The 20,585-nt window shown below is 72.0% G+C and carries 17 protein-coding genes; 10 read left to right on the top strand and 7 right to left on the bottom strand.

Features of this window, described 5'->3' with window-relative positions; translation table 11 throughout:
- Nucleotide 1: 1 nt before the first annotated feature.
- The 3 genes from QSV35_RS04455 to QSV35_RS04445 form a co-directional block, all read right to left on the bottom strand.
- Complete coding sequence (locus tag QSV35_RS04455; protein ID WP_286287112.1) at nt 2–508, bottom strand: nitroreductase/quinone reductase family protein; 507 nt, start codon at nt 506–508, stop codon at nt 2–4.
- A 79-nt stretch (nt 509–587) separates the two neighbouring features.
- Nucleotides 588–1,622: an MsnO8 family LLM class oxidoreductase gene (locus QSV35_RS04450; protein WP_286287110.1), complete on the bottom strand. Its 1,035-nt coding sequence runs from the start codon at nt 1,620–1,622 to the stop codon at nt 588–590.
- A 140-nt stretch (nt 1,623–1,762) separates the two neighbouring features.
- Nucleotides 1,763–2,407: an NUDIX hydrolase family protein gene (locus QSV35_RS04445; RefSeq protein ID WP_286287108.1), complete on the bottom strand. Its 645-nt coding sequence runs from the start codon at nt 2,405–2,407 to the stop codon at nt 1,763–1,765.
- 77 nt (nt 2,408–2,484) lie between these two features.
- Here QSV35_RS04445 and QSV35_RS04440 point away from each other — a divergent pair, with 77 nt between their 5' ends.
- A complete protein-coding gene (locus QSV35_RS04440) occupies nt 2,485–3,123 on the top strand; it encodes an alpha/beta hydrolase (protein ID WP_286287106.1) in 639 nt (212 codons plus the stop codon).
- A gap of 226 nt (nt 3,124–3,349) precedes the next feature.
- Entirely contained in the window at nt 3,350–4,957 is a 1,608-nt protein-coding gene (locus tag QSV35_RS04435) for an ABC-F family ATP-binding cassette domain-containing protein (protein WP_286287105.1), read from the top strand.
- A 51-nt stretch (nt 4,958–5,008) separates the two neighbouring features.
- Here the strand turns inward: QSV35_RS04435 and QSV35_RS04430 are convergent, their stop codons facing one another.
- Nucleotides 5,009–5,620 (bottom strand): TetR/AcrR family transcriptional regulator, encoded by a 612-nt coding sequence (locus QSV35_RS04430; RefSeq protein ID WP_286287102.1) that lies wholly within the window; start codon nt 5,618–5,620, stop codon nt 5,009–5,011.
- 75 nt (nt 5,621–5,695) lie between these two features.
- Between QSV35_RS04430 and QSV35_RS04425 the strand changes: the two genes are divergently transcribed.
- Nucleotides 5,696–6,733: an agmatine deiminase family protein gene (locus QSV35_RS04425; RefSeq protein ID WP_286287100.1), complete on the top strand. Its 1,038-nt coding sequence runs from the start codon at nt 5,696–5,698 to the stop codon at nt 6,731–6,733.
- A gap of 102 nt (nt 6,734–6,835) precedes the next feature.
- Nucleotides 6,836–8,548, top strand: coding sequence for an amidase (locus tag QSV35_RS04420; protein ID WP_286287099.1), 1,713 nt, complete (start codon nt 6,836–6,838; stop codon nt 8,546–8,548).
- A gap of 245 nt (nt 8,549–8,793) precedes the next feature.
- Here QSV35_RS04420 and QSV35_RS04415 read toward each other — a convergent pair whose 3' ends face one another.
- On the bottom strand, nt 8,794–9,276 hold the full coding sequence (locus QSV35_RS04415) for a hypothetical protein (protein ID WP_286287097.1): 483 nt from the start codon (nt 9,274–9,276) through the stop codon (nt 8,794–8,796).
- A 62-nt stretch (nt 9,277–9,338) separates the two neighbouring features.
- On the opposite strand from QSV35_RS04415, the gene QSV35_RS04410 reads away from it, so the two are divergent.
- A complete protein-coding gene (locus tag QSV35_RS04410; protein WP_286287095.1) occupies nt 9,339–10,094 on the top strand; it encodes a response regulator transcription factor in 756 nt (251 codons plus the stop codon).
- Between the two features lie 8 nt (nt 10,095–10,102).
- Nucleotides 10,103–11,416, top strand: a complete 1,314-nt coding sequence (locus QSV35_RS04405; RefSeq protein WP_286287094.1) for a sensor histidine kinase — start codon at nt 10,103–10,105, stop codon at nt 11,414–11,416.
- Nucleotides 11,417–11,420: 4 nt separating this feature from the next.
- On the opposite strand, the gene QSV35_RS04400 is transcribed toward QSV35_RS04405, so the two are convergent.
- Nucleotides 11,421–11,996: a DUF1003 domain-containing protein gene (locus QSV35_RS04400; protein ID WP_286287092.1), complete on the bottom strand. Its 576-nt coding sequence runs from the start codon at nt 11,994–11,996 to the stop codon at nt 11,421–11,423.
- A 108-nt stretch (nt 11,997–12,104) separates the two neighbouring features.
- Between QSV35_RS04400 and QSV35_RS04395 the strand changes: the two genes are divergently transcribed.
- The 3 genes from QSV35_RS04395 to QSV35_RS04385 are packed head-to-tail and all read left to right on the top strand — an operon-like array spanning nt 12,105 to nt 18,084.
- Nucleotides 12,105–12,302, top strand: a complete 198-nt coding sequence (locus QSV35_RS04395) for a PspC domain-containing protein (RefSeq protein ID WP_286287090.1) — start codon at nt 12,105–12,107, stop codon at nt 12,300–12,302.
- A gap of 56 nt (nt 12,303–12,358) precedes the next feature.
- Nucleotides 12,359–17,284, top strand: coding sequence for an Lhr family ATP-dependent helicase (locus QSV35_RS04390; RefSeq protein ID WP_286287088.1), 4,926 nt, complete (start codon nt 12,359–12,361; stop codon nt 17,282–17,284).
- Between the two features lie 14 nt (nt 17,285–17,298).
- Complete coding sequence (locus tag QSV35_RS04385; protein WP_286287086.1) at nt 17,299–18,084, top strand: DNA-formamidopyrimidine glycosylase family protein; 786 nt, start codon at nt 17,299–17,301, stop codon at nt 18,082–18,084.
- A 275-nt stretch (nt 18,085–18,359) separates the two neighbouring features.
- On the opposite strand, the gene QSV35_RS04380 is transcribed toward QSV35_RS04385, so the two are convergent.
- On the bottom strand, nt 18,360–19,373 hold the full coding sequence (locus tag QSV35_RS04380) for a LacI family DNA-binding transcriptional regulator (protein WP_286287084.1): 1,014 nt from the start codon (nt 19,371–19,373) through the stop codon (nt 18,360–18,362).
- Between the two features lie 133 nt (nt 19,374–19,506).
- Between QSV35_RS04380 and QSV35_RS04375 the strand changes: the two genes are divergently transcribed.
- Nucleotides 19,507–20,568: a C45 family autoproteolytic acyltransferase/hydrolase gene (locus QSV35_RS04375; RefSeq protein ID WP_286287082.1), complete on the top strand. Its 1,062-nt coding sequence runs from the start codon at nt 19,507–19,509 to the stop codon at nt 20,566–20,568.
- The last annotated feature ends 17 nt before the right edge of the window (nt 20,569–20,585 follow it).

Genomic DNA, 20,585 nt, shown 5'->3' with positions numbered 1-20,585 from the left:
CTCAAGCGTCGCTCTCGGGGGCGGTGGCAGGTTCGGCGGCGGTCTCGCCGGCGTTCTCGGATTCCGGCACCGGATCGAGCGCCATGATCGGGAACGGACGGCCGCGCCAGTCGGCATAGTCGCCGTAGTTCGGCGCGACGGCGATGAGCTTCGCGAGGGCATCCGCGTAGTGCTCGTCGTCGACCTCGCGGGCGATCCGCTTGAGCTCGACCCCGCCGATTCGGATCGTGCATTCCGGGTTCGCCTTGAGGTTCCCGTACCAGGCGGGCGACTGCTCGCGGCCGCCCGCTGATGCGCCGGTGAGCAGGGTGTCGCCGTCACGCGCATACGCGACTGCGACGGTCCGCGGCTCGCCGGACTTCCGGCCGATCGTCGTGAGCGCGGCGACGTCGAAGCCTTTGAAGGTGACGGTCTCTCCACGTGAGATCTTCGCGACGTGGTCGCGACTGAACATGCGGAACCCGAACGCGTAGAGGCGGGAGTTGAGGAGGACGGGTTTGCGCGCCATGGCCGGACAGTAACAGTGGATGCGGCGGGCCGATAGGGGCGGATCGCAACCGGAACGTGACGGACGAGCGGGTGGGGTGTCAGGAAGCGAGCTGTTCGAGCGTCTGGATGCGCCCGGGCGTGGCATCCGCCGGCTCGCTCTCGAACGCTCCGGCGACCGGCGAGATCATCACCTCGTCGAGGCCGTGCTGCTCGGCCAGCGCCGTGAGCCCCGCGCGCACCTCGGCGCCCGCGCCGATGAACCAGCGCTCGCGCATGCGCATCACCAGATCGTCGACGGCGGGATCCGGCGAGGACGCTCGCGCCTCCTCGACGGTCTCGAGCGGCCGGGCGGGGCGTCCGGCACGGAGCCGCCCCATCGCCCGTAGCTGGGGCAACGCACGGGCCTCGGCCTCCTCGGCGGTGGGCGCGGCGACCGCGTTCGCCGTCAGGAACGTCCGGGGCACGGGGTTCGCCTCGCTCGGGTGGTACTGCGTCCGGTACAGCTCGAGCGCACGCTCGAGACCCTCGCCGGAGAAGTGGTTCGCGAACACGTAGGGCAGACCGAAGGATGCCGCGAGCTGCGCCGAGTAGTCGCTCGATCCGAGCAGCCAGATCTCCGGGCTCCCCGCGGCGGCGGGCGTCGCGTGCACGGCGTACTCGCCGCCCGACGTGAACCGCAGCGTCGCGCCGTCCGGCGACACGAGCGATCCGATGTCGCGGACGTGCTCGGGGAAGCGCTCAACGTCGCTCGTCGTGCCCTGCTGGCGCAGCAGCTGCGTGATGACCGGATCGCTGCCGGGCGCGCGCCCGATGCCGAGGTCGATGCGCCCAGGCGCGATGGCCTCGAGGGCCGCGAACTGCTCCGCGACGACGAGCGGCGCGTGGTTCGGCAGCATGACACCCCCGGATCCGACCCGGATACGGCTGGTCCGCGCCGCGGCGGCGGCGATCAGCACGGGCGGCGTCGTCGAGGCCACGGACGGCATGTTGTGGTGCTCGGCGAACCAGTACCGACGGAACCCGAGCTCGTCCGCGCGGGCGGCGAGGGCGAGGGATGCGGCGACCGCCTCGGCGCTCGTCTGGCCGGTGCGGACGGGAATGAGGTCGAGGACGGAGAGTGCGATCATCCTCATCGGCAACGTCGCCGCATCCGCCCTTGTTCCCGTCAGCCCTCTGCTGACTTGCGGCGTATGGCGGTCATCGAGGCCCGCATACTCGCCGTTTGCCGCAAGTCAATGCACGCGGCGAGGGGGGGGAGGAGCAGGGCTGACGGTCAGCGCAGGGCGCCGACGCTGGCCAGTGCCATGCGGACGAGGGAGCCGCGGCCGCCCTCCATCTCGGCGGCGATCGCGTCGGATGCCGCCTCCTGCGGTGAGAGCCACGTGACCTCGAGCGCATCCTGACGCGGCTCGCACGTGCCCGTCACCGGGACGACGAACGCGAGGGACACGGCGTGCTGCCGGTCGTCGTTGAATGCGCTGACGCCCGGGATCGGGAAGTACTCGGCCACCGTGAACGGCGTCGGCTGCGGCGGCAGCAGCGGGAAGGCCATCGGACCCAGGTCGTCCTCGAGGTGGCGGAACAGCGCATCCCGCACCGTCTCGCCGTAGCGGACACGACCCGACACGATCGTCCGCGTGATCTCGCCGAGCGGGGTCGCGCGAAGCAGCATCCCGACTTCGGTGACCGCCCCCATCCCGTCGGTGCGGACCGGGATCGCCTCGACGTAGAGGATGGGCAGACGCCGGCGCACCTCGGCGAGCTCGATGTCGCTGAGCCATCCCGGGTTCGCCGCGGGGCCTCCAGGAGGCGGCCCGAACGTCGGCGATCCGCCGAGCGCACCGTTGAACGGCGTGCCCGCGCCGAGCGGGTCGTCGCCGTTGTCGCCGGGATCCGGATCTGGGGTGCGCACGGGCATGCTTCCTGTATACCCGTCGCGCCGCGAGCGCGCACGGAGGATTCCGCCATGTCGGCCGTCCGGGGGATGATGGGCGGGTGAGTCTGGATCCGGAGGTCGTGCGCTGGTCCGTACCCGAGGCCGAGCGCGCGGGGCGCCCGCTGCTCGTGCTGCTGCACGGCTACGGCTCCGACGAGAACGACCTGTACGGGCTCGTCCCGTACCTGCCCGACAGCTTCGTGATCGCCTCGGTGCGCGCCCCGCTGGCTCCGCCGTGGCCGATGCCGGGCAACGCGTGGTACCCGATCGACGAGCTCGGGCGCTCGGTGGGCGTGACGGATGCGGCGACCCGGTTCATCGCCTGGCTCGACGAGCACACCGAGGCATCCGCCGTCGGTCTCCTCGGCTTCTCGCAGGGCGGCGCCGTCTCGCTGCAGGCGCTGCGCCTGCAGCCCGAGCGCTTCGCCTTCGTGGTCAACCTCAGCGGGTACGTCTCCCCCGGAGCGCTGGAGACGGATGCAGCGCTCGCCGCGCGCAAGCCGCACGTCTTCTGGGGGCGCGGATCGCGGGATGACGTCATCCCGGCCCCGCTCGTCGAGCACAGCGTCGAGTGGCTCCCCGCGCACGTCGAGCTGTCGGGACGCGTCTACCCGGGACTCACGCACAGCGTGTCCGAGGAGGAGTTGGCCGATGTCCGCTCGTTCCTCGAGCACCGTCTTGACGACCTCGCAGAGTAGTGCGCTATCGTGGCCGGGTCCTTGTTCCCGACGTCAGGAATGAAATGACGGAGATCGTCGCCATCGCGCTGTAAGCGCCGATCGTCGATCCTTTCTCGCGCCTCCGGCGCGGATCCGACGTGTCGCGCTTGCAGATATCCATCTCGCGCTGACCGTCGACCTTCTCCCGGGCATCTGATCCCTCGGGCTCTGCTGTCGGCGCGCCCGACATCAGAGGAGGACCTCCATGCCCAGCATCACTCCATCCGTCGTCCTGGACCACGTGTCGTACACGTGGCCGGACGGCACCATCGCCCTCGACGGCGTCACCGGCGCGTTCGGCGCCGGCCGCACAGGGCTCGTCGGCCGGAACGGATCCGGCAAGTCCACGCTCCTGCGCCTCATCGCGGGAGAGCTCACGCCGACCGGCGGTTCCGTGACCGCAGGTGACGTCGCGTACCTTCCGCAGCAGCTGACGCTCGACGTCGACCGTCCGGTGTCGGCGCTCCTCGGCGTCGAACCGGTGCTCGCCGCCGTGCGGGCGATCGAATCGGGGGACGTCGACCCGGCGCACTTCGACACGATCGGCGCCGACTGGGACGTCGAGGCCCGCGCCGCGGCGGCCCTCGACGAGGCCGGCCTCTCCGGGATGCTCGACCGACGCGTCGGCGAACTCTCCGGCGGGGAGGCGGTGCTGGCCGCCGTCGCCGGCATCCGTCTTCGTCGCGCTCCCGTGACCCTCCTCGACGAGCCGACCAACAACCTCGACCGGGATGCGCGCGCACGACTGTACGCGCTCGTGCGGTCGTGGGCCGGCGCGCTCATCGTCGTCAGCCACGACGTCGCGATGCTCGAGCTCATGGACGACACGGCCGAGATCTACGGCCGTGAGCTGTCGGTGTTCGGAGGTCCGTACTCGGAATGGCGCGCATGGCTGGATTCCGAGCAGGAGGCCGCGCGGCACGCCGAATCCGATGCCCGCAAGGACCTGAAGCGGGAGAAGCGGCAGCGGATCGAGGCGGACGCGAAGCTCGCCACGCGGGCGCAGATGGGCCGCAAGGCCTACGAGGAGAAGCGCGTGCCGAAGATCGTCGCGAACGGCCGCCGCATGGCGGCCGAGGTGTCGGCCGGCCGGCTGCGCACCGAGGTCCGCGAGAAGGAGGCGGAGGCACGGGCCGTGCTGGATGCGGCGGAGCGCCGCGTCCGCGACGACGACACCGTGCGCATCGACCTGCCCGACCCGGGAGTGCCCGCCGGGCGCCGCATCGCGACGATCGGCACGCACATCATCCGCGGACCCGAGCGCGTGGCGCTCATCGGCCCGAACGGCGTCGGCAAGACGACGCTGCTCGAGCGGCTGGTGCACGGATCAGGACATGCAGCCGACGGTGACGGATATGTCGGCGGCCCGCCGCATGTCCTGAACGGCGGCCTGTCGGTCGAGCACGTGGGGTACCTCCCGCAGCGGGTCGACGGGCTCGACGAGCATGCGACCGTCCTCGAGAACGTCGAGGCGGCGGCGCCGAGCGTGCCGACGGCGGAGATCCGCAACCGGCTGGCGCGGTTCCTCCTGCGCGGCGACACGGTGCATCGGGCGGTGAACACGCTGTCGGGCGGCGAGAGGTTCCGCGTGGCCCTTGCCCGCCTGCTGCTGGCCGACCCGCCGCCGCAGCTGCTCGTACTCGATGAGCCGACGAACAACCTCGACCTCGACACCGTCGGTCAGCTCGTCGACGCACTGTCGGCCTACCGCGGCGCGGTGCTCATCGTCAGCCACGACGACGCGTTCCTGGAACGGCTGGGGCTCGACGCGACGCTGGAACTGGATGCGGACGGAGGGATCACCCCGCGGTGAGCACGCCGAGCGGCCGACCGACGCGCCGCCGAGCGCCCAGCGACCGGGGCCTCAACCCGCGGTGACGGTGCCCGGCTCCGCGCCCAGCAGCACCTCGCTCGCCCGAGCGAGACGCGCGACGAAGGGCGCGGGGTCGGCGCCGCGCGCCATCGCGTGGGCCGCGAGGCCGTCCATCATTGCGAGGAGCTGAGCGGCCACTGCATCCGGATCCTCCGTCGCGAAGACTCCGCCGCGGCTTCCGTCGGAGATGATCTCCGCGACGAAGACCTGCCAGGCGGCCATCTGCTCATCGATCGCGCCGGACAGCGCCGGATTGCGCCGCGCCTGCGCCCACGCCTCGACCCACACCAGGGTCACGTCGCGGCGGTCCCCACCGAGGATCGCGTCGAACAGCAGAGCGAGTCGGCGCTCGGGTGCGTCCGCGACGATGGTCCGGACGTCGGCGAGCTCGGCGCCCACGACGTCCGCGAAGGCCTCCGCGACGACATCGTCCATGCTCTCGGTGTAATGCGCGACGAGGCCCGACGCGACGCCCGCGCGCTCGGCGACGGCGCGGAGCGTGAGCGCGGCGAGACCCTGCTCGCGGGCGAGGTCGGCGGCGGCCGTGCGGATCTCGGCCGCCCGGGCCGCGGGGGTCTTGCGGGTGCGCTGTGGTGTTGACATCGTGAACGCCAGTGTAGGAAGATCTGTTGTTGATCGCTAGATCAATAAGCGCGAGCCGGAGCCGAAGGGGGCGTCATGGCCTGGAGAATGCCGCACGAGGGTGCGCCGCACGAACGCACGTGGATGGCGTTCCCCGCCGAGGGGCAGACGCTCGGCGACGATCCCGCAGAGCAGGAGCGCTTCTACGAGGCGTGGAGCTCGGTCGCCAACGCGATCATCGACTTCGAGCCCGTGACGATGGTCGTCGACCCGTCCGAGGTCGCGCGCGCACGGCGCATGCTGAGCGTCGAGATCGAGATCGTCGAGGCGCCGGTCGACGAGTTCTGGTTCCGCGACCACGGCCCGACGTTCGTCGTCGACGACGCGACCGGGGCTCTCGGCGCGGTCGACTGGGTCTTCAACGGATGGGGCGACCGCGGCTGGTCGGACTTCGAGAAGTCCGCCGAGCACGCGCGGCTCGTCTCCGGCCTCGTCGGGTCGGAGCTCGTCAGCTCGATGCTCGTCAACGAGGGCGGCGGCATCCACGTCGACGGCGAGGGCACGATCCTGATCACCGAGACGGTGCAGCTGGACAAGCGCCGCAACCCGTACGCCGACAAGGCCCGCGTCGAGGCGGAGTTCGCCCGCACGCTCGGCACGACGAAGACGATCTGGCTGCCCCGCGGCCTGACGCGCGACTACGACGACTTCGGAACGAACGGCCACGTCGACATCGTGGCCGCGTTCGGCCGTCCCGGCACCGTCATGCTGCACCAGCAGCAGAACCCCGAGCACCCCGACTACGAGGTCTCGAAGGCGCTGCGCGAGTTCCTGGACGGGCAGACGGATGCGGCGGGCCGCACCCTCGAGATCATCGACCTGCCTGCGCCCGAGACGATCCGCGACGAAGAGGGCTTCGTCGACTACTCGTACGTCAACCACCTCGTCGTCAACGGCGGCATCATCGCGTGCGGCTTCGGTGACGAGAAGGGGGACGCGCGGGCCCGCGAGATCCTCGAGGCCGCGTACCCCGGCGACCGCCGCGCCGTGACGATCGACGCCCGGCAGATCTTCGCCGGCGGCGGCGGCATCCACTGCATCACCCAGCAGCAGCCCGCCGTCCCCGTCCGCTGATCCGCACCGTCGGTCGCCGAGCTTGTCGAGGCGTCGGCACACGCAGTCAGACCCCCGCCCCACGACAAGCTCGGGGACCGGTGCCACGAAATGGAGCACGCAATGTTCGATGTCGTAGAAGCATCCATCGCCGATCTGCGCGCCGCGCTCGAGTCCGGCGCGACGACGAGCGTCGAGCTCGTGCACGCCTACCTCGCCCGCATCGACGCGTACGACCCGCTCGGCACTGAGACGGCCCTGAACGCCGTCGTGGTGCGCAATCCCGACGCGCTCGCCGAAGCCGAGGCATCCGACGTGCGTCGCGCTGCGGGCGAGACACGAGGCCCGCTCGACGGCATCCCCTACACCGCGAAGGACTCGTACCTCGTGCGCGGGCTCACCGCCGCCGCGGGCTCCCCCGCGTTCGCACAGCTCGTCGCGCAGCGCGACGCGTTCACGATCGAGCGCCTTCGCGCGGGCGGCGCGATCTGCCTGGGCCTCACGAACATGCCGCCGATGGCGAACGGCGGGATGCAGCGCGGCGTCTACGGCCGCGCGGAGAGCCCCTACAACGCGGCGTACCTGACCTCCGCGTTCGGCTCCGGATCGTCGAACGGCTCCGGCACCGCGACCGCGGCGTCCTTCGGCGCCTTCGGCCTCGGCGAGGAGACGTGGTCGAGCGGGCGGGCGCCCGCATCCTGCAACGCGCTCGTCGCCTACTGCCCGAGCCGCGGCGTGATCTCGGTGCGCGGCAACTGGCCGCTCGTGCCGACGCAGGACGTCGTCGTCCCCCACGCGCGCACGATGGCCGACCTCCTCGAGATCCTCGACGTCGTCGTCGCGGACGACGCGGAGACGCGCGGCGACTTCTGGCGCGCCCAGCCGTGGGTGGCGCTGCCGACGGCCTCGGCGGTGCGGCCGTCGTCGTATGCGGATCTGGCGCCTGAGGGTCAGGATGCGGCGCGCGCGACGCTCCGCGGCAAGCGCTTCGGCGTCCCGCGGATGTACATCAACGCGGACCCGGATGCCGGCACGGGCACCGGCATCGGCGGCCCGACCGGCCGCCGGGTCGAGACGCGGGAGTCCGTGATGGATCTCTGGCGGGCCGCACGCGCCGACCTCGAGGCCGCCGGTGCCGAGGTCGTCGAGGTCGATTTCCCCGCCGTCACGAACTACGAGGGCGACCGCGCCGGGGCGCCGACCATCGCCACCCGCGGCATCGTGCCCGCCGACTTCCTGCGCAGCGAGGTCGTCGAGCTGTGCGCGTGGAGCTGGAACGACTTCCTCGACGCGAACGGCGACCCTGCGCTGACCACGCTGGCGCAGGTCGACGGCGCGAAGATCTGGCCGGCTCCGCCGGGCGCTCTGCCCGACCGGTACGACGGCTTCGACGACGACATCAACGAGCTGCCGGCGCTCTTCCGGGCCCAGCCGATCACCGACATGACGACGATCCCCCACATGGCGGAGGGCGTGCGCGGCCTGGAGGAGACGCGGCGCATCGACGTCGAGGAGTGGATGGACGGCCTCGGACTCGACGCGATCGCCTACCCCGCGATGGCCGACATCGGCCCCGCCGACATGGACGTGAACCCCGCATCCGCCGACCTCGGCTGGCGCAACGGGGTGTGGGTCGCCAACGGCAACATCGTGCCCCGGCACCTCGGCATCCCGTCGATCACCGTGGCGATGGGGACGACGGCGGACATCGGGATGCCGGTGGGCCTCACGATCTCCGGACGGGCGTACGACGACACCGCGCTCCTGCGGATCGCTGCGGCGTTCGAGGCGACGGGGATGCGGCGCACCGAGCCGCCGCGAACCCCCCGGCTGTAGCCCCCGCCGCCCGTCGGCTCGCTGCGTTTCGTCTCGCTTCGCTCGCTCAACGACCCGCGGGTAATGCCGCCCGCCGGTCGTTGAGCGAGGGAGGAACGACCGAGACGAAACGCCGCAAGCCGAACTCGAAACGTCAGCGCGTTTCGACTCGCTTCGCTCGCTCAACGACCAGTGGGCATACGCACCACGCGTGGTCGTTGTGCGAGGGAGGAACGACCGAGACGAAACGCGCCGAACGTCCGAGGTCAGGCGGAGGGAGTCACCGTCGGCGCGGGCGTCGGCAGCGACGAACCCGAGCCCGACGCCTTCTTCGCGACGGGCGGGTGCGCTTCGGCGAGCCGCAGCAGCGCGCCGCGCAGGCCTGCGGGATTGGAGGCCACGACGGCGTCGATCGCGGCGAGGTCGCGCTTCGCGCGGAGCCCGTACTTCCCCGCGAGGACGTCGGCCTTGAGCTGCAGGAACGCGGCGGGGCGCTGCGCGGCGGGCAGCGCGCGGATGCCCTTCATGGCCGCGCGGAGGCGCGCCGCATCCGCCTTCGCCGTCCCAGCGGACGGCGCGGGGGTCGTGGCGGCGGCGGGGACGACCGCCGTCGTCGAAGCCGCGCCCGTCGAGGCGTTCGCATCGGCGACGGTGCCCCCGATGACCGCGACTCCCGCGATGCCCGCTCCGACGACCGCGGCGATGACGCGGTTGCGGCGGCGGGACCAGATGTTCGAGAAGGTGTTCATGCGCTCAGCGTGCGCCGCCTGTGCAATCCGTCGGTGAGAGTCATGTTCGAGGTGTGTAAAGCGTGCGGATTCACACCCTGCGCCAATGGACGCGCTGGTGGAATGTGACCGTGGATGCGCGCAACGGGCTCGTCATGCTCGTCGAGGACGAGCCGGCGATCGCCGACGTGCAGCGCCGGTACTTCGTCGACGCGGGCTATGGCGTGCACGTCGAGCGCGACGGCGCGGCGGCGCTGCGCCGCATCCGGGATCTTCGTCCGGTGGCGATCGTGCTCGACATCGGCATCCCGACGATGGACGGCCTCGCGGTCTGCCGGGCCCTCCGCGCGGAGGGCGACTGGACGCCGATCGTCTTCGTGACGGCACGCGACGACGAGGTCGACCGGATCCTCGGGATCGAGCTCGGCGGCGACGACTACCTCACGAAGCCGTTCTCCCCGCGCGAGCTCGTCGCCCGCGTCGGCGGGGTGCTGCGACGGACGGCGCGTCCGGCCGAGGAGCCGCTGCGCAGCGGCGACATCGTCCTCGACGAGCAGCGCCACAGCGTGTCCGTCGCGGGCGAGCCGGTCGACCTCACCGCCACCGAATTCGCGCTCCTCGCGCAGCTCATGCGCGAGCCGCATCGCGTCTTCTCGCGCGAACACCTGCTGTCGGCGGTGTGGGGCATGGCCTCCTACGCGGGCACGCGGACCGTCGACGTGCACGTCGCACAGGTGCGCGCGAAGCTCGGACGGACGGATGCCATCCGCACGGTGCGCGGCGTCGGCTACGGCATGGGCGAGCCGAGCGGCAGCTCGTCGATCGGTGGCGCCGGGTGAAGAAATGGATGCGGACCCTCAGCGCCCGCACGCTCCTCGCGACGACGATCGTCGCGATCGTGGCGGTCGTGGCGACGGCCGCCGCATCCCTCCCGCTCGTGTCGCTCGCTGTCGACCTGCAGGTGCGCCGCGAGCTCACCACTCAGGCGACGACGCTCGCCGCCGCATCCCCCGCCGTCCGCGACCGCGCGGTCGCCGCGAGCGGGCCCGGCGGGACGCGGCTCGCCGTCGTATCCCCCGACGGAACCCTGCGCGGCCCGGCCAAGGCACTCGTGCCGCCGCGCCTGCAGGCACGGCTCGACGTGCCGATCTCGACCACGGTGGATGCCGGCGGCAAGCAGTTCGTTGTGGTGTCCCGGCCGATCGCGGGCGGCGGTGCCGTGGTCGCGGCGCAGCGCGTCGACGATGTGCAGCAGACGAGCCGCGCGATCGTGCTGTCCGTGCTCGGCGCGCTCCTCATCGGTCTTCTGGTGGCCATCGGGGTGGGTGCGCTCCTCGCGCGCGCGACGGCGCGGCCGCTGCGGGCGACGGCGGCGCTCGCGCGCCGAATCGCCGCCGGTGAGCGGGGAATCGACATCCCGCCGCAGCCCATCACGGAGGTCGACGACGTCGCCTCCGCGCTGACGACGCTCGACCGGGCGCTGGCATCGAGCGAGGCGCGGCAGCGCGAGTTCCTTTTGTCCGTGTCGCACGAGCTGCGCACGCCGCTGACGGCGGTCCGCGGCTACGCCGAAGCGCTCGCCGACGGCATGATCGAGCCCGACGAGATGGCGTCGGTCGGCTCAACGCTCGTCGCGGAGACGACCCGCCTCGACAGCTTCGTGAGCGACCTCCTCGAACTCGCGCGGCTCGAGGCCGACGACTTCACGGTGTCTCCGACCGACGTGGATGCGGCGACCCTCGTCGCCGACGCGGGACTGGCCTGGTCGGGCCGGGCACGCGGGATGCAGGTCTCGCTGGTTGCCCAGCCGGGCGCGCCGGCGCTCCTGCACACCGATCCGATGCGTGCGCGCCAGCTCCTCGACGGGCTGATCGAGAACGCGCTGCGCGCGGTGCCCGCGGGAGGGAACGTGATCGTGGCGCGTCCGGATGCGCGCTCGATCGAGGTCCGGGATGACGGCCCGGGACTCACCGCCGACGACCTCGCGCACGTCTTCGACCGCGGCGTGCTGCACGACCGATACCGCGCGACCCGGCCGGTCGGGACCGGACTCGGCCTGTCGATCGCGGTCCGTCTCGCGACCCGTCTCGGCGCGCGGCTCGAAGCAGGACGCGCGCCGGAGGGCGGCGCATCCTTCCGCGTGACGTTCCCCGCGCCGTAAACCGTCAGGCCGGCGGCGCCTGCGGCTCCGGCGAGGCCGCGGGTGCCGAGGGCGCCGCATCCGTCGTCTTCGTCGCCAGCAGGTGATCGTTGATCTGCTGCGTGAGCGTCTGGATCTGCTGCGACATGTCGTGGATCGTACGCGTGAGGTCCGTGTTCTCGACGAGCAGCGTCTCCTGGTCGTTGTAGTCGCGGTCGGCCTTGGCCTGCTGGAATGAGGCTTGGCGGTTCTGTCCGATCATGACGAACGTCGACAGGAAGATCGCCTCGAGCGACACGATGAGGGTCAGCGTCGGCCAGGGGTTCTTCTCGATCCACAGCATCCACACCGTGAACAGGACGATGTGGATGTAGACGAACGCCATGGACCCCGCGAAGGCCGTGATCCAGTCCGCGATGCGCAGCTGGATACTGGCGGCCCGGTGCTGTGCCTGGGCGAGGACGGCGGGGTGCAGGCGGGCGGGGTCGACGTTCTTCAGAAGCCGAGAAGGTCGCAGATACGGACGGTGCGGTTTCGCGTTCGTCGTGGGTGCCGCCGTGGTGGTCATGTCGTCCTCCGCCCGGCAGGCGAGTCCTGCCACGGCGCGAGAGTACTCCCGCTTCTGCCGAATCCGCGTGGGGGTTACCCTCGGGGCGATTCGGGGGACAGCATCCTTACGACTTGCGCCTCGCCTTGCGAGGGTTGAGGCATGAACAACTTCGTGAGACCTCGTGACGGACGGTGGATCGCCGGAGTGTGCGCCGCCGTCGCCCACCGCTTCGGGCTGAGCCCCCTGCTCGTGCGCGTCCTGACTGTGATCGGCGTCGTCTTCCTCGGACTGTCGCTGTGGGCGTACGTGATCCTGTGGATCCTGATCCCGGGTGAGAAGGCGGCCGTCACCTCCTGACCCGTCCTATTGGTCCCGGGCGCCCGGATGTCGGCGGCCCGGACCAAGATGGTGGGATGGGCGACGTGCTCGGGCGCTTCGGCGCGGCCACGCAGGACTGGTTCCGCGGCGCCTTCGCCGCGCCCACCGACGCCCAGCGCGGTGCCTGGGAGGCCATCTCCTCGGGCAAGCACGCGCTCGTCGTGGCGCCCACCGGGTCGGGCAAGACGCTGTCCGCGTTCCTGTGGGCGATCGACCGGGTCTTCCATCCGGGGGCGGCGCCGCCCGAAGACAAGACGCGCACCCGCATCCTCTACATCTCCCCGCTGAAGGCGCTCGGCGTCGACGTCGAGCGCAACCTCCGCTCACCCCTCGTCGGCATCGGACAGTCGGCGCGGCGGCTCGGGATGCCGGCCCCCGATGTCCGTGTGGGGGTCCGGTCGGGCGACACGACGTCGTCGGACCGGCGGAAGCTGCTGACCGCTCCCCCGGACATCCTCATCACGACACCCGAATCGCTGTACCTCATGCTGACGAGCCAGGCGGCCGAGACGCTGCGGGGCGTCGACACCGTGATCGTCGACGAGGTGCACGCGGTCGCGGCGACGAAGCGCGGCGCGCATCTGGCGGTGTCCCTCGAACGGCTCGACGCCCTGCTCGACAAGCCGGCGCAGCGCATCGGCCTGTCGGCGACCGTGCGGCCGATCGACGAGGTCGCCCGCTTCCTCGGCGGCGCGCAGCCGGTCGAGATCGTCGCACCCCGCGCGTCGAAGACGTTCGAGCTGCGGGTGGTCGTGCCGGTTGACGACATGCTGAATCCCGGCGGTCTGGCGTCCCCGGTCCCGTCGGATGAGCCGGCCGAGAGCACCGAGATGACCGGCTCGCTGTGGCCGCACGTTGAGGAGGCGATCGTCGACCGCATCCTCGAGAACAACTCGACCATCGTCTTCGCCAACTCCCGGCGGCTCGCGGAGCGCCTGACCGGGCGGCTCAACGAGATCTACAGCGAGCGGCTCGGGCTCGACCTGCCTGCGCCGGTCGTTCCCGCGGCGACGATGGCACAGGCCGGTTCGACGGCCGGGGCGGACCCGGTACTCGCGAAGGCCCACCACGGCTCGGTGTCGAAGGAGCAGCGCGCCGAGGTCGAGGAGGAGCTGAAGTCGGGGATGCTGCGCTGCGTCGTCGCGACGTCGAGTCTCGAGCTCGGCATCGACATGGGCGCGGTCGACCTCGTGATCCAGGTCGAGGCGCCGCCGTCGGCGGCGTCCGGCCTCCAGCGCGTCGGCCGCGCGGGGCACCAGGTCGGCGAGATCAGCCGTGCGGCTCTCTTCCCGAAGCATCGCGGCGACGTGCTGCACACCGCGATCGTGACGGAGCGGATGCTGGCAGGCCAGATCGAGGCGATCTCGGTGCCGCAGAATCCGCTCGACATCCTCGCGCAGCAGACGGTGGCCGCATCCGCCCTCGGCTCGATCGAGGTCGAGGAATGGTTCGAGACCGTCAAGCGCAGCGCCCCGTTCCGCACCCTCCCGAGGTCGGCGTTCGAGGCGACGCTCGATCTTCTGGCCGGGCGGTATCCGTCTGACCAGTTCGCCGAGCTGCGGCCACGGCTCGTGTGGGACCGCGACAAAGGCACGCTGACCGGACGTCCCGGCTCGCAGCGGATCGCGGTCACGAGCGGCGGCACGATCCCCGATCGGGGACTGTTCGGCGTCTTCGTCGCGGGCGAGTCGCAGAACGCGCGCGTCGGCGAGCTCGACGAGGAGATGGTCTACGAGTCGCGCGTCAACGACGTCTTCACGCTCGGCACGACCAGCTGGCGGATCGTCGAGATCACGCACGACCGCGTCAACGTGCTGCCCGCGTTCGGCCAGCCGGGCAAGGTGCCGTTCTGGCACGGCGACGGCCTGGGCCGTCCAGCGGAGCTCGGCGAAGCGCTCGGCAGGTTCTCGCGCGAGCTGACCACCGGCCCGCGGCCGAAGGCCGAGGCGCGGCTGCGCGAGGCCGGGCTTGACGAGCGGGCATCGGCCAACCTGCTGGCCTACCTCGACGAGCAGCGGGAAGCGACCGGCAGCCTCCCGACCGACAAGACACTGACGGTGGAGCGCAGCCGCGACGAGGTCGGCGACTGGCGCGTCATCCTGCATTCCCCGTACGGCATGCCCGTGCACGCGCCGTGGGCGCTCGCCGTCAACGCGCGCATCCGCGAGCGCCTCGGGGTCGAGGGCTCCGCGGTCGCGAGCGACGACGGCATCATCGCGCGCATCCCCGACACCGAGACCGAACCCCCGGGTGCGGAGCTCTTCGTCTTCGACGCCGAGGAGCTCGACCAGATCGTCACCGACGAGGTCGGCGGGTCGGCCCTCTTCGCCTCGCGGTTCCGCGAGTGCGCGGCGCGGGCGCTCCTGATGCCCCGCCGCAATCCGGGCAAGCGCAGCCCGCTGTGGCAGCAGCGGCAGCGATCGGCGCAGCTGCTCGAGGTCGCGCGCGAGCATCCGACGTTCCCGATCATCCTCGAGACGCTGCGGGAGGTGCTGCAGGACGTCTACGACGTGCCCGCGCTGCTGCAGCTGGCGCGCGGCATCGCGGAGCGCCGCATCCGCCTCGTCGAGACCACGACCAACCAGCCGTCGCCGTTCGCGCGGGACCTGCTGTTCGGATACGTCGGCGCGTTCATGTACGAGGGCGATTCGCCCCTCGCCGAGCGGCGGGCCGCGGCGCTGTCGGTCGACCCCTCGCTGCTGTCGGAGCTGCTCGGCAAGGTCGAGATGCGGGAGCTCCTCGACCCCGATGTCATCGCGCAGTTCGAGCGCGAGGCGCAGCGCCTCGATCCCGAGCGGCGGGCGCGGGGCATCGAGGGCGTGGCCGATCTCCTGCGCGTGCTCGGTCCGCTGGATGCGGCAGAGGTCGCCGACCGGCTGCAGCCCGCCGACGGTTCCGCGGACGGCTCAGCGCGTTTCGACTCGGTCGTTCCTCCCTCGCTCAACGACCCGCAGGCAGACACCGACCCCCGGTCGTTGAGCGAGCGAAGCGAGACGAAACGCAGCGAGGACGGCGCAGCGCGTCTCGACTCGGTCGTTCCTCGCTCGCTCAACGACCCGCAGGCAGACACCGACCCCCGGTCGTTGAGCGAGCGAAGCGAGACGAAACGCAGCGACCAGTGGAGCGACACCTCCCTCTCGGAGGCATCCGCGCACCTCGAGGCGCTCGTCGCGGCGCGGAGGGCGATCCGGGTGACGGTCGGCGGGGTGGCCCAGTATGCGGCGATCGAGGATGCGGGACGCCTGCGCGACGCGCTCGGCACAGCGCTGCCGGTCGGCATCCCCACGGCCTTCCTCGAACCCCTCGCCGATCCGCTCGGCGATCTCGTGGCGCGGTACGCACGCACGCATGCGCCGTTCCGGGCGGATGCTGTCGCCACCCGCCTCGGCATCGGCGCGGCCATCGCGCGCCAGACGCTGCAGCGCCTCGAGGGACAGGGCCGAGTCGCGAGCGGGTACTTCCTGCCTGAGGGCTATGCCTCGGCGACCTCCCGCGGGTCGTCGAGCGAGCGAAGCGAGTCGACACGCACCGGGCCTCCGGACGACCTCGAATGGTGCGACTCCGAGGTCCTGCGGCGCCTCAGGATGCGGTCGCTCGCGGCGATCCGCGGGAGCGTCGAGCCCGTCCCGCCGAGCGCGTTCGCGCGGTTCCTGCCCGCGTGGCAGCACATCGACCGTCCGCTCGAAGGGATCGACGGGGTGCTCGCCGTCATCGAGCAGCTGGCCGGCGTGCCGATCCCGGCGAGCGCGTGGGAGTCGCTCATCCTGCCGATGCGGGTCTCCGACTACTCCCCCGCGATGCTCGACGAGCTGACCGCCACGGGCGAGGTCGTGTGGTCGGGGCACGGCGCGCTGCCTGGCCGCGACGGCTGGATCGCACTGCATCCCGCCGACTCGGCTCCCTACTCGCTGCGCCCCGAAGAGGATGCCGAGCTGTCGACCCTCGAGCAGCAGCTGCTCGAGGTCCTGACGGGCGGCGGCGCGTACTTCGCGAGCCAGCTCCAGCAGATCGTGCAGGCGGAGAACGAGCAGTCCGTCGTCGAGGCGCTGTGGGCGCTGACGTGGGCGGGGCGCATCACGAACGACACGTTCGCACCGGTGCGCGGGCTCCTCGGCGGCGGGTCGCAGGCCCACCGCGCCAAGCGCCGCGCACCGCGAGCCCGGCTGTACCGCGGCATCGCCCTCAACCCGGGCAGCGGTTCGGGCGTCGCGTTCGCCCCGGGCGGCACCTCGGCGGCAGCGGGAAGCCGCGGCGGCCCGGCCGCATCCCCACCGCCGCGACCGCCCGCTCTCGCCGGCCGCTGGTCGGCGCTGCCCGCCCCGGAGCCCGATCCCTCGCTGCGCGCAACCGCCACAGCGAGCATGCTCCTCGACCGCTACGGCGTCGTCACCCGCGGGTCGGTGCAGACGGAGGGCGTACCGGGCGGATTCGCGCAGACCTACCGCATTCTCGCCGGCTTCGAAGAGGCCGGGCACTGCCGCCGCGGGTACGTCATCGAGAAGCTCGGGGCGGCCCAGTTCGCCGCATCCGCCACCGTCGACCGGCTGCGGGAGTTCGCGAATCTCCCGGACCCGCCTCCGCACAGCGCGCTGACGCTGGCCGCGACCGACCCCGCGAATCCGTACGGCGCCGCGCTCCAGTGGCCCGCGCTCGAGGGCATCAGCCACCGCCCCGGACGCAAGGCCGGGGGGCTCGTCGTGCTCGTCGACGGCGCGCTCGTCCTCTACCTCGAGCGGGGCGGCAAGACCGCCCTCGCGTTCACGGACGATGAGCAGCTGCTCGCGGCAGCGACCCTCAGCCTCGCCGAAACGGCGCAGACCCGGCGCCTCGAGACCCTCACGATCGAGCAGGTCAACGGCGTCTTCGTCTACACGACGGAGGTGGGTCGCGCGCTACGGGCGGCCGGGTTCGTCGAGTCGACGCGCGGGCTGACGCTGCGAAGCCGGGCGGCCCATGCGTAGCGTGCGGATCCCGCGTGCCTGAGGGCGACACCGTCTGGCAGGCCGCACACCGGCTCGACACCGCACTGCACGGCGGAGTCGTGACGCGCTTCGACCTGCGCGTGCCGCGGGCGGCGACGTCCGACCTCACGGGCGAGACGGTCCATGAGGTCGTCGCGCGGGGCAAGCACATCCTGCACCGCATCGGCGACTACACGCTCCACACGCACCTCAAGATGGAGGGCGAATGGCACGTCTACGCGCCCGGGCAGCGGTGGCGCAAGCCGGGGTTCCGCGCCCGCGCCGTCGTCGCGACCGAGAGCGCCGAGACGGTCGGCTTCGATCTCGGCGTCGTCGAGCTCGTCCGCACCGCCGACGAGGACCGCATCGTCGGCTACCTCGGCCCCGACCCGCTCCAGGACGACTGGGATGCGGCGACCGCCGCCGCGCACCTGCACGCCGACACCCGCCCCATCCACGTCGCCCTGCAGGATCAGCGCAACATCGCCGGCTTCGGCAACGAGTACGCGAGCGAGTTGCTGTTCCTGCGCGGCATCCACCCGCAGACGCCCGCCAGCCAGACAGACGCGGAGGCGCTCGTCGCCCTCGGCGTCCGCACGATCCGCGCGAACCGCGATCGCGTGAACCGCACGTTCACGGGCGACATCCGCAACACGGACTGGGTGTACGGCCGCGAGCGGCGGCCCTGCCGACGATGCGGGACGACGATCCGGTCGATGTCGCTCGGCGCCGACGCGACCCGCGAGCGCCAGGTCTTCTGGTGCCCGAACTGCCAGCCCGACCGCGAACCGGCAGGCTGAAGCGCCGGCCGCGCCGCCTTCCCCGGCGCGTGCTGCCGATCACGAGCGTGCGCTGAGCATACGAGCGTCCGCTGACCACAACGGATCAGGACATGTCGTCGATCGTGCGCATATCCGCTCCGGCGGCCCGTATGTCCTGAATGGCGCCGGCGGGTCAGCGCCGGCGGGTCAGCGTCAGCCGCGTCAGCGCCGGGCCGCGTCAGCGGCGGCGGGTCAGCGCCGGCGGGTCAGCGCCGGGCCGCGTCAGCGCCGGGCCGCGTCAACGTCGGGCCGCGTCAGCGCCGCGACGACGCCCGCACGCGGAACCGCGCCGGGGTGACGATCGGCCCGGCACTCGGCTCGCCGGCGATGCGCGCCTGCAAGAGATCGAGCAGCGCCCGCATCGTCGCCTCCGGGTTGAGCTCGACCGCGGAGATCGCCGGACGGCTGTGCCGCGTGTGCTCGGAGTCGGACGCCGTCGCGATCATCGTGCGCTCGGGAACCGCGATGCCGTGGGCGTGGAGCCCCGCGAGCACTCCCGCCGCGTGGCGCCCCGTGAGGCACAGGACCGCGTCGGGGATGCCTCCATCCACGATCTCGCCGGCGACGGCCGTACCGCCCTCCTCCCCCGATCCCTCGGGAGCCGCGTGGACGCGGGGCTCGACGTCGTGGTCGGCGCACCAGGCGCGGTAGGTCGATTCGCTGTCGAGGTTCCACGCATTGGGGTCGGTGCCGTGCACGAGCACGATCGAGCGAGCGCCCGCGGCGTGGAAGTGCTCGAGGATGCGACGGAGGGTCATCGCCTCGTCCTCCGTCGCCCAGTCCGTGAAGCCCGGGCGGCTCGGGTCGCGCCCGAGCGTGACGTACGGGATGCCGCGACGCTCGAAGAGCCGCACGACGGGGTCGTCGAGGTGGGGCATCGCGACGATGTAGCCGTCGAGAGACAGCGCGAGCGGCGGGGTCGGCCGCCGCGTCGGGTCGGGCACGAGCATGACGCTGAGACCCCGGTCGGCCGCGAGCGAGGATGCGGCGCCGATGTAGCGCGTGAAGACGTCGACGCCGCGCGGCGCGTACTGGCCGAGCGAGTCGAGCGAGCGCATGACGATGCCGATCGCGCCGACCGAGGAGCGGCGGAGTCCCCGTGCGAGGGCATCGGCCTCGTACTCCATCTCCTCCGCGACGCCGCGGATGCGCAGGCGCGTCTCTGCGCTGAGCGTCCCGGTGTCGTTGAGGGCCATGGAGACAGCGGCGATCGAAACCCCGGCGCGCTGCGCCACATCGCGGATCGTGACCCCTTTGGTGCGCGGCATCCTGTCCCCTCTCACCGTCCCCCCGATATTAAACCTTTAATACCGTTGTATTAAAGGTTTTATGCACTTAGCGTGATTCCGCCAGTCGAGGACGACACCCGTCGAGGACGACGGCACGACACGGAAATACGCGATGAAGCTGCACACCCTGACGACCACCGCCACCTCCCCCGCCGAGCGCGGCCGCGAGATCGGCACTCGCTACGCCCTGCACGTGCGCGATGCCAGCGCGCGCTACCTCGCGCACTTCGAGCTGCTCGGGATCACCGAGACAACAGTGCGCGAGACGGCCGACGCGAGCCACGACGCGCTGCGCGCCTGGGCGCCCGGCATCGCGGAGGAGTCGGACGCGATGGCGGATGCCGCCGGCCTCGAGGCGTGGCAGGTCGCCGCTGTCGGTGCACGCACCGAGATCCTCGCGAAGGCGCCGACCCTCGGCGAGTGCACGACCGCCGTGTACGTTCCGCCGGCGGGCGGCGCCCCCGAGACGATCCAGACGTGGGACTGGCACGACACCCTCGCGCCCGACGGCCTGCTGCTCGCCTTCGCCACGAAGGGCGGCCGCGGCGTGAAGCTCTTCACCGAGTTCGGCACGGCCGCCAAGATCGGCGTCAACGACGGCGGACTGGGCCTGCACTTCAACATCCTGTCGCACCGCTCCGACGGCGTCGACGCCGGCGTTCCCGTGCACGCGATCGCCCGTCGGGTGCTCGAAGAGGCGACGACCGTCGCCGAGGCGCGGGACCTTGCCGCATCCGCCGCCGTGTCGGCATCCACCGTCCTCACGGTCGCGACCGTCCACGACGGCGCGGCCTCGATCGAGATGGCGCCGGACGGCATCGGCGTCGTCCGCCCCGCCGAGGACGGCTGGCTCATCCACACCAACCACTTCCTCGACCCGGTGCTCGCCGCCGGCGACACGATCACCGCCGACGCCGTGTCGACGGAGCGCTTCGAGCACACCCGCGAGGCCCGGGCGGCGATGGTCGCCCTGACGCCCGCGCAGCGCGCCGGCGCGTTCTGCGGCACCGACGGCGCAGGCGCGATCGTGTGCATGCATCCGGATGCCGCGAAGGCCGTGCACGAGCAGTGGGGCACCCTCCTCACCATCTCGCTCGACGTCGCGGGCTTCGGCCTCGACTACCGAGCCGGAACCCCCGACGAAGCCGCTCGCGACGGCCTCGAACGCTTCTGATCCCGACCGACTCCCGG

The organism is Microbacterium candidum, assembly GCF_030315975.1.
GTDB classification, from domain to species: Bacteria; Actinomycetota; Actinomycetes; order Actinomycetales; family Microbacteriaceae; genus Microbacterium; species Microbacterium candidum.
This window is presented reverse-complemented; position numbering and strand designations above follow the sequence as displayed.

Coding starts and splice junctions, on each gene's coding strand:
- QSV35_RS04405 (WP_286287094.1), top strand. CDS start 10,103: ATGCGGACCCTCAGCGCCCGCACGCTCCTCGCGACGACGATCGTCGCG.
- QSV35_RS04450 (WP_286287110.1), bottom strand. CDS start 1,622: ATGAGGATGATCGCACTCTCCGTCCTCGACCTCATTCCCGTCCGCACC.
- QSV35_RS04425 (WP_286287100.1), top strand. CDS start 5,696: ATGGCCTGGAGAATGCCGCACGAGGGTGCGCCGCACGAACGCACGTGG.
- QSV35_RS04395 (WP_286287090.1), top strand. CDS start 12,105: ATGAACAACTTCGTGAGACCTCGTGACGGACGGTGGATCGCCGGAGTG.
- QSV35_RS04430 (WP_286287102.1), bottom strand. CDS start 5,620: ATGTCAACACCACAGCGCACCCGCAAGACCCCCGCGGCCCGGGCGGCC.
- QSV35_RS04375 (WP_286287082.1), top strand. CDS start 19,507: ATGAAGCTGCACACCCTGACGACCACCGCCACCTCCCCCGCCGAGCGC.
- QSV35_RS04445 (WP_286287108.1), bottom strand. CDS start 2,407: ATGCCCGTGCGCACCCCAGATCCGGATCCCGGCGACAACGGCGACGAC.
- QSV35_RS04455 (WP_286287112.1), bottom strand. CDS start 508: ATGGCGCGCAAACCCGTCCTCCTCAACTCCCGCCTCTACGCGTTCGGG.
- QSV35_RS04420 (WP_286287099.1), top strand. CDS start 6,836: ATGTTCGATGTCGTAGAAGCATCCATCGCCGATCTGCGCGCCGCGCTC.
- QSV35_RS04415 (WP_286287097.1), bottom strand. CDS start 9,276: ATGAACACCTTCTCGAACATCTGGTCCCGCCGCCGCAACCGCGTCATC.
- QSV35_RS04435 (WP_286287105.1), top strand. CDS start 3,350: ATGCCCAGCATCACTCCATCCGTCGTCCTGGACCACGTGTCGTACACG.
- QSV35_RS04390 (WP_286287088.1), top strand. CDS start 12,359: ATGGGCGACGTGCTCGGGCGCTTCGGCGCGGCCACGCAGGACTGGTTC.
- QSV35_RS04380 (WP_286287084.1), bottom strand. CDS start 19,373: ATGCCGCGCACCAAAGGGGTCACGATCCGCGATGTGGCGCAGCGCGCC.